The organism is Gordonia sp. VNK21, assembly GCF_046098115.1.
Taxonomy (GTDB): Bacteria; Actinomycetota; Actinomycetes; order Mycobacteriales; family Mycobacteriaceae; genus Gordonia.
In genome coordinates, this window is record NZ_JBJURU010000009.1 from 103,224 (window position 1) to 117,530 (window position 14,307).

Annotated in this window: 12 protein-coding genes; 5 read left to right on the forward strand and 7 right to left on the reverse strand. The window is 71.2% G+C overall.

The features are described 5' to 3' along the window. Window positions 1-143: 143 nt before the first annotated feature. Both ACJMNC_RS11450 and ACJMNC_RS11455 read right to left on the reverse strand, forming a co-directional pair. Window positions 144-560 carry a cytochrome c oxidase subunit 4 gene (locus tag ACJMNC_RS11450; protein WP_408948080.1) on the reverse strand — a complete coding sequence of 139 codons (417 nt, stop codon included), beginning with the start codon at window positions 558-560 and terminating at the stop codon, window positions 144-146. Beyond that, complete coding sequence (locus tag ACJMNC_RS11455; RefSeq protein ID WP_408948081.1) at window positions 557-1,735, reverse strand: cytochrome c oxidase subunit II; 1,179 nt, start codon at window positions 1,733-1,735, stop codon at window positions 557-559. The genes ACJMNC_RS11450 and ACJMNC_RS11455 overlap by 4 nt, the downstream gene beginning before the upstream one ends. Window positions 1,736-2,061: 326 nt before the next feature. Between ACJMNC_RS11455 and asnB the strand changes: the two genes are divergently transcribed. Continuing rightward, a complete protein-coding gene (asnB, locus tag ACJMNC_RS11460; RefSeq protein WP_408948082.1) occupies window positions 2,062-3,987 on the forward strand; it encodes an asparagine synthase (glutamine-hydrolyzing) in 1,926 nt (641 codons plus the stop codon). Window positions 3,988-4,066: 79 nt separating this feature from the next. Here the strand turns inward: asnB and ACJMNC_RS11465 are convergent, their stop codons facing one another. The 3 genes from ACJMNC_RS11465 to ACJMNC_RS11475 all read right to left on the reverse strand — a co-directional run bounded on the left by ACJMNC_RS11465 (window position 4,067) and on the right by ACJMNC_RS11475 (window position 6,684). Continuing rightward, the gene (locus tag ACJMNC_RS11465; RefSeq protein WP_408948083.1) at window positions 4,067-5,035 is read right to left on the reverse strand and encodes a carbohydrate kinase family protein; all 969 of its coding nucleotides are present in this window, start codon (window positions 5,033-5,035) and stop codon (window positions 4,067-4,069) included. Window positions 5,036-5,126: 91 nt separating this feature from the next. Next, window positions 5,127-5,477 (reverse strand): HesB/IscA family protein, encoded by a 351-nt coding sequence (locus tag ACJMNC_RS11470; RefSeq protein WP_408948084.1) that lies wholly within the window; start codon window positions 5,475-5,477, stop codon window positions 5,127-5,129. 112 nt (window positions 5,478-5,589) lie between these two features. After that, window positions 5,590-6,684, reverse strand: coding sequence for a glycerate kinase (locus tag ACJMNC_RS11475; protein ID WP_408948085.1), 1,095 nt, complete (start codon window positions 6,682-6,684; stop codon window positions 5,590-5,592). Window positions 6,685-6,743: 59 nt separating this feature from the next. Here ACJMNC_RS11475 and ACJMNC_RS11480 point away from each other — a divergent pair, with 59 nt between their 5' ends. The 3 genes from ACJMNC_RS11480 to ACJMNC_RS11490 are packed head-to-tail and all read left to right on the forward strand — an operon-like array spanning window position 6,744 to window position 10,019. Next, entirely contained in the window at window positions 6,744-7,424 is a 681-nt protein-coding gene (locus tag ACJMNC_RS11480) for a DUF3043 domain-containing protein (RefSeq protein ID WP_408948086.1), read from the forward strand. Between the two features lie 8 nt (window positions 7,425-7,432). After that, window positions 7,433-9,217: a nicotinate-nucleotide--dimethylbenzimidazole phosphoribosyltransferase gene (cobT, locus tag ACJMNC_RS11485; RefSeq protein WP_408948087.1), complete on the forward strand. Its 1,785-nt coding sequence runs from the start codon at window positions 7,433-7,435 to the stop codon at window positions 9,215-9,217. Continuing rightward, window positions 9,207-10,019: an adenosylcobinamide-GDP ribazoletransferase gene (locus tag ACJMNC_RS11490; protein ID WP_408948088.1), complete on the forward strand. Its 813-nt coding sequence runs from the start codon at window positions 9,207-9,209 to the stop codon at window positions 10,017-10,019. Before cobT ends, ACJMNC_RS11490 begins: the two co-directional genes overlap by 11 nt. A gap of 175 nt (window positions 10,020-10,194) precedes the next feature. Here the strand turns inward: ACJMNC_RS11490 and ACJMNC_RS11495 are convergent, their stop codons facing one another. Both ACJMNC_RS11495 and gcvT read right to left on the reverse strand, forming a co-directional pair. Beyond that, the gene (locus ACJMNC_RS11495; RefSeq protein ID WP_408948089.1) at window positions 10,195-11,295 is read right to left on the reverse strand and encodes a branched-chain amino acid aminotransferase; all 1,101 of its coding nucleotides are present in this window, start codon (window positions 11,293-11,295) and stop codon (window positions 10,195-10,197) included. A 55-nt stretch (window positions 11,296-11,350) separates the two neighbouring features. Next, window positions 11,351-12,460, reverse strand: coding sequence for a glycine cleavage system aminomethyltransferase GcvT (gene gcvT / locus ACJMNC_RS11500; protein WP_408948090.1), 1,110 nt, complete (start codon window positions 12,458-12,460; stop codon window positions 11,351-11,353). A gap of 74 nt (window positions 12,461-12,534) precedes the next feature. Between gcvT and ACJMNC_RS11505 the strand changes: the two genes are divergently transcribed. Then, window positions 12,535-14,094 carry a leucyl aminopeptidase gene (locus tag ACJMNC_RS11505; RefSeq protein WP_408948091.1) on the forward strand — a complete coding sequence of 520 codons (1,560 nt, stop codon included), beginning with the start codon at window positions 12,535-12,537 and terminating at the stop codon, window positions 14,092-14,094. Window positions 14,095-14,307: the final 213 nt, after the last annotated feature.

The following is a 14,307-nucleotide window of genomic DNA, read 5'->3' on the forward strand; positions in this document are numbered from 1 at the left end:
CCAGACACTTGTCCAGATAGTGTTCCAGGTGACGCCGGGACGGCCGATGGGTCGGCGGTCCCGTTCAGATGCCCGCCGGTACGACGACGCCGCCCCGGACGCGGACGTCCGGGGCGGCGGGAGAGCTCGTGGTGACGCTCGGCTCAGTGCTTCTCCGGTCCCACGTGGTACTCGAAGACCAGACCGCAGACGCCGGCGACGATGAAGCCGGCGGCACCGACCGCGAACCAGAAGTTCGAGGTGGCGAAGCCCACCGCGAAGAGCGCGGCCGAGCCGGCGATGACGATCGGCCAGTAGCTGTGCGGGCTGAAGAAGCCCAGCTCGCCGGCGCCGTCTTCGATCTCGGCGTCGTCGTAGTCCTCCGGGCGGATCTCCACCCGGCGCGCCACGAACCGGAAGTACGTGCCGGCGATCAGCGACAGGCCGGCCGAGAAGAACAGGCAGGCCGCGCCGGCCCATTCCACACCGGTCCGGTAGTAGAACGTGCAGACCGTGTAGATCACGCCCATGATCAGGAAGAACGCGGCGATGATCTCAAAGAGGCGGGCTTCGATCTTCACTTGTTTCCACCTTCCGTGGTGCAACCGGCGATGGCCGTGTTGTTCGCGTCACCGATGGTCTTCGGGGCGTCCTGGTTGGAGACGCGGCGCGTGTCGAACGGCAGCGTGACGACCGAGGTGGGCACCTGGCAGACGGCCTGCAGGGCTTCGGCGTTGGTCATCGTCTCGCCCTTGTCGGCGGCAGCCTTACGCAGCTTGATGTAGTCGGCGAAGGTCTCCTTGCTGACCGCGCGCACCTCGAAGTTCATCATCGCGTGGTAGGTGCCGCACATCTCGGCGCAGCGGCCCACGAAGGCGCCCTCGCGATCGATCTTGCTGATCTGGAAGACCGGATCCTGGTGGTTCTGCTCCGGGAAGGGCATCACGTCGCGCTTGTAGATGAACTCGGGAACCCAGAACGAGTGGACCACGTCGGCGGCGGCGAGCCGGAACTCGATGCGGGTGTCCACCGGGAGCACCAGGATCGGGATCTCCGAGGAGCTGCCGATCGTCTCGACCTTGTCGAAGGTCAGGTAGTCGCGGACGTCGTCGTTGCGGCCGCCGGCCGGGCCGGACATGTCGATCTTCTCGCCGTCGTGCTCGTGGTAGTCCGGCACCTGCAGGTCGAAGGGGCTGCCCTTGGTCGCCTCCGAGGAGGAGATGACCTGCTCGCCCTGACCCTCGACGTCACCGTCGAGGCGGACCGAGTTGTAGCCGAACTTCCAGTTCCACTGGAACGCGGTGACGTCGACGACGACCGCCGGGTTGTCCTTCTTCTCCTCGACATTGCTCTGCACGATGACCGTGAAGTAGAACAGCACGGCGATCAGCACGAACGGGATGGCCGTGTAGGCCAGCTCCAGCGGCACGTTGTAACCGGTCTGGCGCGGGAAGTCCTCTTCGAGGCCGCCGCCGCGCTTGCGGCGGTGGAAGGTGATGGTCCAGAAGATCAGACCCCAGACGAGCACACCCATCGCGAGCGCGGCGATGACCGACCACTGCCAGAACTGCCGCATATCGTGGGCTTCCGGAGTCACCCCCTCCGGCCAGCCGAAGCGCATGGCCTCATCCGCACTGCACCCGGAGGTGACCAGGGCGATGACGGCGAGCGCAGCGAGTGCACCGAGTCGCTTGACCGTTCGCGACGGGCTGGCGCCGCGCCGGGCCGACGAACGTCCACCGTGTGTCAATTTCACGCCTTCCTGGGAGACAGGGAGCTGCCGGGTCCGAGAATGACCGCCGCTCGATCACCGACCGTCGAGTCGAGACTCACCCCGTCATTCTCGCACCATGTACTACGCAGCGTAGACCAACACGGCGAACTGATCGCGATTGGGGTTGGCGCACGTGTCACCGACGGGCGCACGCTGGGCCGACACCCCCTCCGGCGACGCGCCGGACGGCGCGTCGGCGCGGTCCCCGTTCGCCTCACCCGGCCGTTCTGCGGCATAGTGGACGCGCGCGCGACGTCTGTCCGGACGCCGCGGACAACCTTCCCGATCATGCAAGGGGCAGTGGAAACGTGTGCGGTTTGCTCGGAATGCTCACCAGCGATGCCTCGGCGGGCTCCTCCGCCGATCTGATCGCCACTGCGGCCGAGCGGATGCGCCATCGCGGCCCCGACGAGACGGGCACCTGGCACGACGACCACATCGTGCTCGGCTTCAACCGGCTCTCGATCATCGACATCGAGCACTCCCATCAGCCGTTGCGCTGGGGCCCGCCGGAGGAGCCGGAGCGCTACGCCCTGGTCTTCAACGGTGAGATCTACAACTACCTGGAGCTGCGCGCCGAACTGCAGCGCAAGCACGGCGCCGTCTTCGCCACCGAGGGCGACGGCGAGCCGATCGTGGCCGGCTTCCACTACTGGGGCCCGGAGGTGGTCACCCGGCTGCGCGGCATGTTCGCCTTCGCGCTGTGGGACACCACCACCGACGAGGTCTTCCTGGCCCGCGATCCGTTCGGGATCAAGCCCCTGTACCTGGCGCACGGGCCGCGCGGCACCGCCTTCGCCAGCGAGAAGAAGTGCCTGCTCGATCTGCTCGAGAGGCTCGGTCTGGACGAGAGCCTCGACCCGCGGGCGATCGAGCACTACACGGTCCTGCAGTACGTCCCCGAACCCGAGTCGCTGCACGCCGGGATCCGCCGGCTCGAATCGGGCAGCTACGCCACCCTGCGCCCCGGACAGGCCCCGCAGACCACCCGCTACTTCGTGCCCCGCTTCGCGGTCCGGCCGTTCGCCCATCCCGGTGAGCAGGCCCGCTACGATCAGATCGCCGACGTGCTGCGCGACTCGGTGGCCAAGCACATGCGCGCCGACGTCACCGTCGGCTCGTTCCTCTCCGGCGGCATCGACTCGACGGCGATCGCGGCCCTGGCCATCCAGCACAACCCGGATCTGATCACCTTCACCACCGGCTTCGAGCGCGACGGCTATTCGGAGATCGACGTGGCCGCCGAGTCGGCGGAGGCGATCGGCGCCCGGCACGTGGTCAAGGTGGTCTCCCCCGCCGAGTTCATCGAGGCGCTGCCGAAGATCATCTGGTACCTCGACGATCCGGTGGCCGACCCGGCGCTGGTGCCGCTGTACTTCGTGGCCGCCGAGGCCCGCAAACACGTCAAGGTGGTGCTCTCCGGCGAGGGGGCCGACGAGCTCTTCGGCGGCTACACCATCTACAAGGAGCCGCTCTCGCTGAAGTCCTTCGACCGTCTCGGACCCGGACTGCGCCGCCTCGCCGGCAAGCTCTCCGACCGGATCCCGGAGGGCACCCGCGGCAAGAGTCTGCTGCACCGCGGCTCACTGACCCTCGAGGAGCGCTACTACGGCAATGCGCGCAGCTTCGACGACGAGCGGCTGCGCCGGGTGCTGCGCGACTACCGGCCCGAGTGGCGGCACACCGACGTCACCGCCCCGATCTACGCGATGAGCGAGGGACTCGATCCGGTGGCGCGCATGCAGCATCTGGATCTGTTCACCTGGCTGCGCGGCGACATCCTGGTCAAGGCCGACAAGATCACCATGGCCAATTCGCTCGAACTGCGGGTGCCGTTCCTGGACAAGGAGGTCTTCGCGGTGGCCGAGCAGCTGCCGTTCGACGAGAAGATCGCCCACGGCACCACCAAGTACGCGCTGCGCAAGGCGCTCGAGCAGATCGTGCCGCCGCATGTGCTGCACCGGCGCAAGCTGGGCTTCCCGGTGCCCATCCGGCACTGGCTGGCCGGCACCGAGATGTACGACTGGGCGCGTGAGCTGATCGCGGCCTCGGACACCGATCACATCGTCGACAAGGCCTTCGTGCTGCAGATGCTCGACGAGCACCGGGCCGGCACGGTCGACAACAGCCGCCGCATCTGGACGGTGTTGTGCTTCATGATCTGGTACGGCATCTTCGTCGACGGCACCATCGTCCCGCAGATCGAGGAGCGCGACTACCCGGTGCGGCTGTAGCCGGCCCGGGCGTCGCGCTCCCCCGCTCCTGCGGTGCACCCGCCGGGCTCACGGTGCCGACGGGGTTCTCAGAACCGGTCTAGAGGACGGCGCGGATGTCGGCGGCGGCCGCCGGGCCGTAGGCCTCGCTGATGCGCTCACTCGCCGACTCCACATCCCAGGTCCAGCCCTGGGTGGATTCGCATTCGAGGACCAGGGTCGCGACCATCGCACCGAGCTGGGCGGACCGTTCGTAGCGCAGGCCTCGGGCCAGGCCGGTGAGGAATCCGGCCCGGAAGCCGTCGCCCACCCCGGTCGGATCCTGCGCGTCGCGCACCGGCACCACCGGGACGTGGAGCTGTTCGCCGTCGCCGATGATGTCGACGCCCTTGCTGCCCAGCGTGGTGATCCGGGTGCCGACCATGGCGGCCACCTCGGCCTCGGACAGGCCGGTCTTCTGCTGCAGCAGACCCCACTCGTACTCGTTGGTGAACAGGTACTTCGCGCCGTCGATCAGGCTGCGGGCGGTGTCGCCGTCGAGCCGGGCCAGCTGCTGGGACGGGTCGGCGGCGAAGGCGATGCCCTGGTCGCGGCAGGTCTGGGTGTGCCGGACCATCGCGTCCGGGTCGTCCGCGCCGATCAGCACCAGATCCGGGGTGCCGGTCTCGGCGAAGAGCGCGGGCAAGTCGATGTCACGGGCCTCGCTCATCGCCCCCGGGTAGAAGAAGGCCAGCTGGGCCATGGTCTCGTCGGTGGTGCACATGAACCGGGCGGTGTGCGCGGTGGTCGACTCGGCCACCCCGCGGCAGTCCACGCCGTGCTCGGTCAGCCAGGCCCGGTAGTCGGCGAAGTCCTGGCCGGCGGCGCCGATCAGCAGCGGCTGCTCGCCCAGACTGCCGATGGCGAAGGCGATGTTGCCGCCCACGCCGCCCCGGCGCACCACCAGATCGTCGACGAGGAAGCTCAGCGAGATGTGCTCGAGCTGGTTGCTCAGCAGCGATTCGGAGAACTTTCCGGGGAACTTCATCAGGTGGTCGGTCGCCAGCGACCCGCATACGGCAGTGAACATCTGTCCAACATATCGGTCCGTGAACGCGTGAGGCCGTCCACCCCACGGGGTGGACGGCCTCACACCGCTCCGCTGTGCGGAACGCTGCGTGTCAGTTGAACGAGTCGCCGCAGGCGCAGCTGCCGGTGGCGTTCGGGTTGTCGATGGTGAAGCCCTGCTTCTCGATGCTGTCGACGAAGTCGATGGTGGCGCCCTGCACGTACGGGGCGCTCATCCGGTCGACGGCCAGCTTGACGCCGCCGAACTCGGAGACCAGGTCGCCGTCGAGGCTGCGGTCGTCGAAGAAGAGCTGGTAGCGCAGGCCGGCGCAGCCGCCGGGCTGAACGGCGATGCGCAGCGCCAGGTCGTCGCGGCCTTCCTGATCCAGCAGGCCTTTGGCCTTCGCTGCTGCCGAATCGGTCAGCACGACGCCGGTCGCAGTGGTCTCGTTGGCTGTGGTCATTGGTTGTGCTCCTTACTGACAGTGCACCCTTGCCGGCAGTGCGGTCGAGTCTGCGAGTCTGTCGGACGGCTTGCGTAGGCGGACTCTGGTGTCAACGGTACCGCGCCCGCGCCTATTCCCGCACCGGTGCCGTGCTGTCGGCGTCGTCACCCGGCGGGCGGGAGGCGGCGATGTGCGCGGCGAGATCGGCCAGTGCCGCTTCGGCGCCGGCCAGCGCCGACTGCGGCGAGCCGGTGAACTCGGCGAGCGAGAAGACCTCGCCGAGGCGGCGGCAGGCGGCCGGCTCGAGGGCCACCTGGCCGGCCAGCACCAGCACCGGCACCCAGGCCTCGGCGGCTTCGGCGGCCACCTGGGCGACGAGCTTGCCGCGCAGGGTCTGCGCGTCGAGCCGGCCCTCCCCGGTGAGCACCAGGTCGCCGGCGGCGATCTGCGCTCGCCGGTCGCTGAGTTCGGCGACCAGAGCGGCGCCGGAGACCCGGCGCGCCCCGCAGGCCAGCAGGGCGGCGCCGAGTCCGCCGGCCGCCCCGGCACCGGGCAGGTCCTGCACCGTCACCCCGGTGTTCTCCTGCAGTTCGCGCGCCCAGCCGGTCAGCCGCTGCTCGAGTTCGGCGACGGCCGGCGGGTCGGCGCCCTTCTGCGGGCCGAAGACCGCGGCCGCCCCGGCGGGCCCGAGCAGCGGATTGTCCACGTCGCTCGCGGCGATCAGTTCCACCCCGGCCAGCCGGTCGCGGGCGGCGCCGATCCCGCCGAGCGCCCCGCACATCCCGCGGCCGCCGTCGGTGCAGGCGGACCCGCCCAGGCCGATCACGATCCGGCCGGCACCGGCCCGCAGCGCGAGCTCGATGAGTTCGCCGACCCCTTCGCTGCCGGCGGTGAGCGCCGTGTCCGGGGTGGGCGGGCCGTCGAGCAGGTGCAATCCGCAGGCCTGTGCGGCCTCGAGGTAGGCGGTCCCGTCGTGCAGGAGGGTCTGCGCGGTCACCGGCCGGCCCAGCGGTCCGGTCACCGTCGCGGCGTGCAGCGGCCGCCGCAGCGCGGTGGCGAGGACCTCGAGGAAGCCCGGTCCGCCGTCGGACTGGGGAGCGAGCACGAGGGTGTCCTGCGGCCGGCTCCGGTGCCAGCCGGCCGCCATCGCCGAGGCCGCTTCGGCGGCGCTCAGCGTTCCGCCGAAGGAATCGGGCATGATCGCCACTCGCCGCCGCGTCGTCATGGGCGGGAGTATAGGGACCGCACGCCCGCTGCCCGCGGCCGATCGCCTACCCTCGTGGTGTGAAGTTGCGCAGGACATCCGGCTCCGACGAGCCCGCAGAACCGCAGACCGAGGACACCTCCGCGCAGGCCGGGAACGACGACGAACAGGACGGTGCGCCGCGCGGCGGTGCCACCACCCCCGGCAAGGGCCGTCCCACCCCCAAGCGCCGTGACGCCGAGCGTGCGCGCCGCGGTCCGGTGGCGCCGCCGCCCACCACCCGCGCCGAGGCCCGCGCCCGCAAGAAGGAGCTGAAGAACAAGCTCAGCAAGAGCGAGCGCAAGGAGCTCGCCGCCGAACAGCGCGCGCGCCGCTCCGAGCAGCGCGAGAAGATGATGGCCGGCGACGAGAAGTACATGATCGCCCGCGACCGCGGCCCGGTCCGCGCCCTCGCGCGTGACATCGTCGACTCGCGCCGCAACTTCGCGGGCCTGTTCATGCCGTTCGCGGTACTGCTGATCGTCGCGATGCTGATGCCCAACATGGCCTTCTTCATCAACATCGCCATGCTGCTCTTCGTGGTCCTGATGGTGATCGACTCGATCATCCTGGGCCGGCTGGTGAACAAGCGGGTGCGCGAACGCTATCCGGACACCACCGACACCGGTTTCCGGCTCGGCTTCTACGCGTTCACCCGGGCCATGCAGCTGCGCATGATGCGCGCGCCGCGGCCCCGGGTGTCGGTGGGCGAGGCGGTCTGACGCCCGCGATGCGCACACTGATCCTCGGAGGCACCCGATCGGGCAAGTCCACGCGTGCCGAGCAGCTGGTGGCCGGTGCGGCCCAGGTCCGCTATCTCGCGACCGGCCGGCCCGCCGGGGCCGGTGACGCCGACTGGGACGAGCGCCTGGCCCGGCACACCGCGCGCCGGGACGGCCGCTACCGCACCGTCGAGACCCTGGCGCTGGCCGACGAGCTGCGCGCCGACCCGGACGTGACCACGGTCATCGACGATCTGGGCAACTGGGTCACCCGGCTCCTCGACGAACTCGGCGGCTGGGAGGACCGGTCGGTGGATCTGGCCGAGCCGACCGGCCGGCTGTGCGCGGCCGTCGCCGAATTCCGCGGCGACCTGGTGATCGTCAGCAACGAGGTGGGCATGTCGGTGGTCCCGGACACCGCCGCCGGCCGCCGGTTCCAGGACCTGCTGGGCATCACCAACAGTTCGGTGGCCCGCGCCTGCGAGCGCCTCGAACTGGTGGTCGCCGGACGCGTCCTGGCGTCCTCGGCCGCGCCGGCCGACGAACCGCTCTCGCCGCCCGCGGAGCCGGAGCCCGCCACCGAGCCCGCTCCGGCGTCCGGGCCGTCCCCCGTGGACGCGACCCCCGTGCCTGAGACCCCTATACCCGAGACCGCTGTGCCCGCGGCCTCTGTGCCCGCCGCTGCCGTGCCCGCCGCTGCTGTGCCCGCCGGACTCCTCGGCTCCGGCGCCGACGTCGACCCCACCGATGCGGAGGTCTTCGCGCCGGTGGAGTTGCCCGACGACGAGGTGGCCGATGCGGCCCGCGCGCGCCAGCTGACGCTGACCAAGCCGGCGGGTTCGCTCGGCCGACTCGAGGAGCTGGGCGTCTGGGTGAGCTCCTGTCAGGGTCTGTGCCCGCCCCGCCCGCTGCGCGCGGCGCAGGTGGTGGTCTTCGCCGGCGATCACGGGGTGGCCCGCGACGGGGTCTCGGCGTTCCCGCCGGAGGTGACCGCGCAGATGGTGGCGAACATCGCCGCCGGCGGCGCCGCGGTCAACGTCCTGGCGCGCCGGGCCGGTGCCACCGTGCACGTGGTGGACATGTCGGTGGACTGCGAGGACCCCGATCCGCAGGTGGCCGCCTACAAGGTGTGCCGGTCCAGCGGGGATCTGCGGCGCGGCGCCGCGATGACGCTGGCGCAGGCCCGTCAGTCGGTGGCCGCCGGCCGCCGGATCGCCGATCGGCTGATCGATGCGGGTGCGGATCTGCTGATCGCCGGTGACATGGGGATCGGGAACACCACCCCGTCGGCGGTGATCGTCGGCACGATCACCGGCAAGGAGCCGGTGGTGGTGGTCGGCCGCGGCACCGGAGTCGACGACGAGGGCTGGAAGCGCAAGACGGCGGCCATCCGCGACGGCATGCGGCACGGCCGCCGGCATCGGCACGATCCGCTCTCCCTGCTCGCCGCGGTCGGCGGAGCCGATCTGGGGGCGATGGCCGGATTCCTGGCGCAGGCCGCGGTGCGCAAGACGCCCGCGATCCTCGACGGCCTGGTGGTCACGGCCGCCGCCCTGCTCGCCAACGAGCTGGCGCCGGGCGCGACGGCCTGGTGGCAGGCCGGACACCGATCCACCGAGCCGGCGCACGGCTTCGCCCTCGAAGAGCTCGGACTCACCCCGATCGTCGACATGTCGATGCGGCTCGGCGAGGGCACCGGGGCGGTGACCGCACTGCCCGTGGTGGCGGCGGCCGTCGACGTGCTGGCCGATATGGCGACCTTCGCCGAGGCCGGCGTCGCCGATGGCGACTGACCACCGCTCACCGGCCGGCCCGCTGACCGGGCTGTGGTCTGCGCTGTCCTGGCTCACCGTCCTACCGCTCCCCCAGCCGCAGCACGCCTGGAACCGGCATACCGGCGGCGCGGCGATCGCCGCCGTCCCCGTCGTCGGGCTGCTCCTCGGGATCACCGCCGCCGCAGCGGCTTTCGGCCTCGCACACACCTCCGTGCCGTCGACCGTGATCGGCGTGCTGCTGGTGGTGCTACTCGCCCTGAGCACCCGGGGCATGCACCTGGACGGGCTGGCCGACACCGTCGACGGGCTGGGCTGCTACGGCGATCCGGAGCGGGTCCGCGCGGTGATGCGCAGCGGCGACGTGGGTCCGTTCGGGGCGGCGGCGCTGGTGCTGGTGCTGGTGCTGCAGGCCCTGTGCCTGGCCGCGCTGGTCGACGCGCACCGCTGGTACGCCGTGGTGCTGGCGGTGCTGATCGGCCGGGTGATGGTGGTGCTCGCCTGCCGCCGCGGCCTGTCGTCGGCCAACCCGGACGGTTTCGGCGCCCTGGTGGCCGGCACTCAGCGCTTCTCGATCGCGGTGTGGTGTGGGTTCACCGCCGCCGCGGCGCTCGCCGCGGGCTGGCTGGACGCGCCGATCGCCCCGGTGGCCTTCGCGCCGACTCCGGCGGTGACGGCACTCGCCGCGCTCGCCGCCGCCTGCGCCGGCACCTGGCTGCTGACCCGCCACTGCGCCCGCCGGCTCGGCGGCATCACCGGCGACGTCCTCGGCGCGGTCATCGAGCTGTCCACGGCCGCCGCCCTGGTGATCCTGCTCGTCTAGCGACGAGGCGGAATCGACCCGCGCGCCCCACACGACACACGCCGCTGCGCAATTTCCAGTTCGCGCACTCAGCCCAGGCAGCGAACTCAGAATAAGTCCGCGAACCGCAGCCCGGCAGAGTCGAACGAAGGTCGATCGAAAGCTCACCCGAGCGAAGGTGCGTGGACGGATGCCCTTACGGGTGCAGGGTCGTCATCCAGCCGTGGGTGTCGGCGAAGGTTCCCCGCTGCAGGCCGGTGAGAGTGTCGCGCAGCGCCCGGGTCACCTCGCCGGTCTCCCCGTCGCCGACGAGGTAGTCGTCGGTGGCGCTCTTGACCCGGCCGACCGGGGTGATCACGGCAGCGGTGCCGCAGGCGAAGACCTCGCTGATCTCACCGGAGGTGACGCCGTCGCGCAGCTCGTCGGTGCTGATCTTGCGTTCTTCCACCGGATAGCCGGCGTCGGCGGCCAGGGTCAGCAGCGAGTCCCGGGTGATTCCGGGCAGCAGCGAGCCCGACAGCTCCGGGGTGACCAGGCGGGCGTCGGAACCCTTTCCGTAGACGAAGAACAGATTCATGCCGCCCATCTCCTCGATGTAGCGGTGTTCGAGCGCGTCGAGCCAGACCACCTGATCGCAGCCCTCTTCGGCGGCCTGCGCCTGCGCGAGCAGCGAGGCCGCATAGTTGCCGCCGAACTTGGCGGCGCCGGTGCCGCCCGGCGAGGCGCGCACGTATTCGGTGCACAGGTAGACGCTCACCGGCTTGACCCCGCGCGAGAAGTACGCACCGGCCGGCGAGGCGATGAGCACATAGCGGTAGTGGTCGGCGGGCCGCACGCCGAGGCTGGGCTCGGTGGCGATCATGAAGGGCCGCAGGTACAGCGACTCCTCGCCGCCGGCGCCGGGCACCCAGGCGTTGTCGATGTCGAGCAGCGCGCGCAGCGAGCCGACGAAGTCGTCGACGGGCAGTTCGGGCATGGCCAGTCGCCGTGCCGAGGTCTGGAACCGCTCGGCGTTGGCCTCGGGCCGGAACGCGGCGATGCTGCCGTCCGGCTGCCGGTAGGCCTTGAGGCCCTCGAAGATCTCCTGCGCGTAATGCAGCACCATGGCGGCCGGGTCGAGCGCGATCGGACCGTACGGGGTGACCCGCGCCGCATGCCAACCGCGTTCGCGGTCGAAGTCCACCGTCACCATGTGGTCGGTGAAGTAGTTGCCGAAGCCCGGAGCCTGCAGAATCTCGGCTCGACGATTCTCCGGAACGGGCTGCGGATGGTCGGTGCGGACGAACTCCAAGGTCATTGCTCTAGAGTAGCGCCGCGTCACAAGCGAGTTTCCGGCGCGTCCCGGCCGGACGTCAGACGTGACTCTCGACGAACGGCGGAATGATCACCTCGCAGGCGATGGCCCGTCCGCGCACGTCCACGCTCACCTCGTCGCCCGGCTTGACCCCGGCCAGGGTGTCGAGGAAGGCGAGCGCGATGCCCACCGACAGGCTCGGCGAGAAGGTCCCGGAGGTGCATTCGCCGATCTGCTCGCCGCCCGGGAACAGGTGCACGGTGCAGCCGGCCCGCAGCACGCCGCGGCCGAGCGCGCGCAGCCCGTACAGGCGGCGGGCGGGCCCGGCCTGCTTCTCGGCCAGCAAGGCGTCGCGGCCGAAGAACTCGGGTTTGTTCCAGCCGACCGCCCAGGAGCTGCGGGCCTGTACCGGGGTGATGTCCTCGGACAGTTCGTGACCGTGCAGCGCATAGCCCATCTCGGTACGCAGGGTGTCACGGGCGCCGAGGCCGCAGGGCAGGCCGCCGCGTTCGCCGACCTGAGCGATCAGCACGTCCCAGACCGCACCCGCATCGGACCAGCGCGGCAGCACCTCGTAGCCGTGCTCGCCGGTGTAGCCGCTGCGGCACACCCGGACCGGCAGGGCCGCACCCTCCGGGTCGAGGACGGCGTCGGCGAAGGCCATGTACTCCATGCCGCTGGGCAGCCCGAGGGCGTCGAGCACAGCGGCCGACTGCGGCCCCTGCACGGCGAAGACGGCGTAGTCGCGATGCTGATCGGTCACCGTCACCGAGTCGCCGGCGGCACCGGCCAGGGCGGCGACGACGGCGGCGGTGTTGGCCGCGTTGGGGACCAGGAAGACCTCGTCGTCGCTCACCAGGTAGGCGATCAGGTCGTCGATCACGCCGCCGGATGCGTTGCAGCACAGGGTGTATTGCGCCCTTCCGGGGGTGATCTTGTTCAGGTCGTTGGTCAGCGTCGCATTGACCAGGTCGGCCGCGCCCGGTCCGGCGACCAGTGCCTTGCCCAGGTGGCTCACGTCGAACAGCCCGACACTCGAACGGACGGCCTTGTGCTCGGCGGCGGTGCCCTCGTAGGAGACGGGCATGTTCCAGCCGCCGAACTCGGCGAAGGATGCACCCAGGGCGGTGTGGCGGTCGGCGATCGGTCCGGCGAGCAGTTCAGTCATGAGTGCCACGGTAGCCGGTCCTGGCCGCCGAGACTCCCCGGCCGCGGTGTGCCGGTGTGGCAGAGTTGACTGTCGTGAGCAGCAACGACTTCCTCGACCGCAGCCGCGGTCCGCGCATCGACCTGACCACCGCCCTCGCCAAGGACGACGACGTCCTGGTGATCGGCCTGCTGACCCCCGCGAACGGGGACTCCGGGACCGCTGAGGGTGCGTCCTCCCCGACCCTGGTGACCGGCGAGGACCTCGTCGACGACGAGACCGCCGAGGCGCTCGCCGCGGGCCTGCACGCGCTGGGGGCGACCGGCGCCGCCGGCGAGGTGCACCGGCTGCCGGCCCCGTCCTCGCTGCCGGTGCGACTGGTGCTCGCCGTCGGCCTGGGCGGCGCGGACGCGGTCACCGACGACGGGATCCGGCAGGCCGCCGGGAACGCGGTGCGCGCCCTCGACGGCGCAGGCACCGTGGTGCTGACGCTCGCCGCCGCCGGCGAGGACCCGCAGGCCGCCCTCGCTGCGGCCGCCGAGGGCGCCTATCTGGGCGGCTACCGCTTCGACGAGTTCCGCTCGGCCAAGTCGGCGCCGGCCACGTCGGCGCCGGCCGCGGTCTCGCTGCTGGTGCCGGCCAAGACCAAGGAGGCCAAGGCCCGGCTGGCCCAGGCGGTCATCACCGCCGAGGCGGTGGCGCTGGCCCGTGACTTCGTCAACACCCCGCCGAATGTGCTGTGCCCGGCCGAGTTCGCCGAGCGGGCCCGTGCCGCGGGCGCCGCGGCGGGCCTGGACGTGGAGGTGCTCGACGAGCAGGCGCTGGCCGACGGCGGCTACGGCGGCATCGTCGGCGTGGGGCAGGGCTCGTCGCGGCCGCCGCGCCTGGTGCGGCTCAGTCACCGGCCGGCCAAGCCCGCCGCCTCGGTGGCCCTGGTGGGCAAGGGCATCACCTTCGACACCGGCGGCATCTCGATCAAGCCCGCCGCGAACATGGACCAGATGACCTCGGACATGGGCGGCGCGGCCGCTGTGGTGGCCACGGTGATCGCCGCCGCCCGGCTGAATCTTCCGGTGGCGGTGACCGCGACCGTCCCGATGGCCGAGAACATGCCCTCGGCCACCGCGCAGCGCCCCGGCGATGTGCTCACCCAGTACGGCGGCATCACCGTCGAGGTGCTCAACACCGATGCCGAGGGCCGGCTGATCCTGGCCGACGCGATCGTGCGCGCCTGCGAGGACGAGCCGGACTATCTGATCGACACCGCCACCCTGACCGGCGCGCAGATGGTGGCGCTGGGCACGCGCACGCCGGGGGTCATGGGCACCACGGAGTTCCGGGACCGCGTCGCCGCGCTGAGCCAGCAGGTCGGCGAGAACGGCTGGCCGATGCCGATGCCGCCGGAACTGCGCGCCGACCTCAACTCGCGGGTCGCCGATCTGGCGAACGTCACCAACAACCGGTGGGGTGGAATGCTCGCCGCCGCAACATTTTTGAAGGAGTTCGTCGCCGACGGCGTGGCCTGGGCGCACGTGGACGTGGCCGGCCCGGCGTTCAACACGTCGGCGCCGTGGGGCTACACCGCCAAGGGCGGTACGGGTGTCCCGGTGCGCACCATGATCGCCGTCCTTCAGGACATCGCCGAGCACGGCTGACAGGCCCACAGCCGGGGCTCCGGGAGGGGCCGGCGGAGGCTACTCGCGGGTTCTCACCTTCGCGCTGAAGGCGCTCCCGCATAGGAGTAGGGTTTGTGCCAGGCGTCACCAGACTCGCTTGCTTCGGGGTGCGCGCACGATCTGTGCGCACCCCGCCGCTTGCAGTAGACCCCGTCGTTCCGCACCACCGAGCGGATCGGCGACCGGCACAAG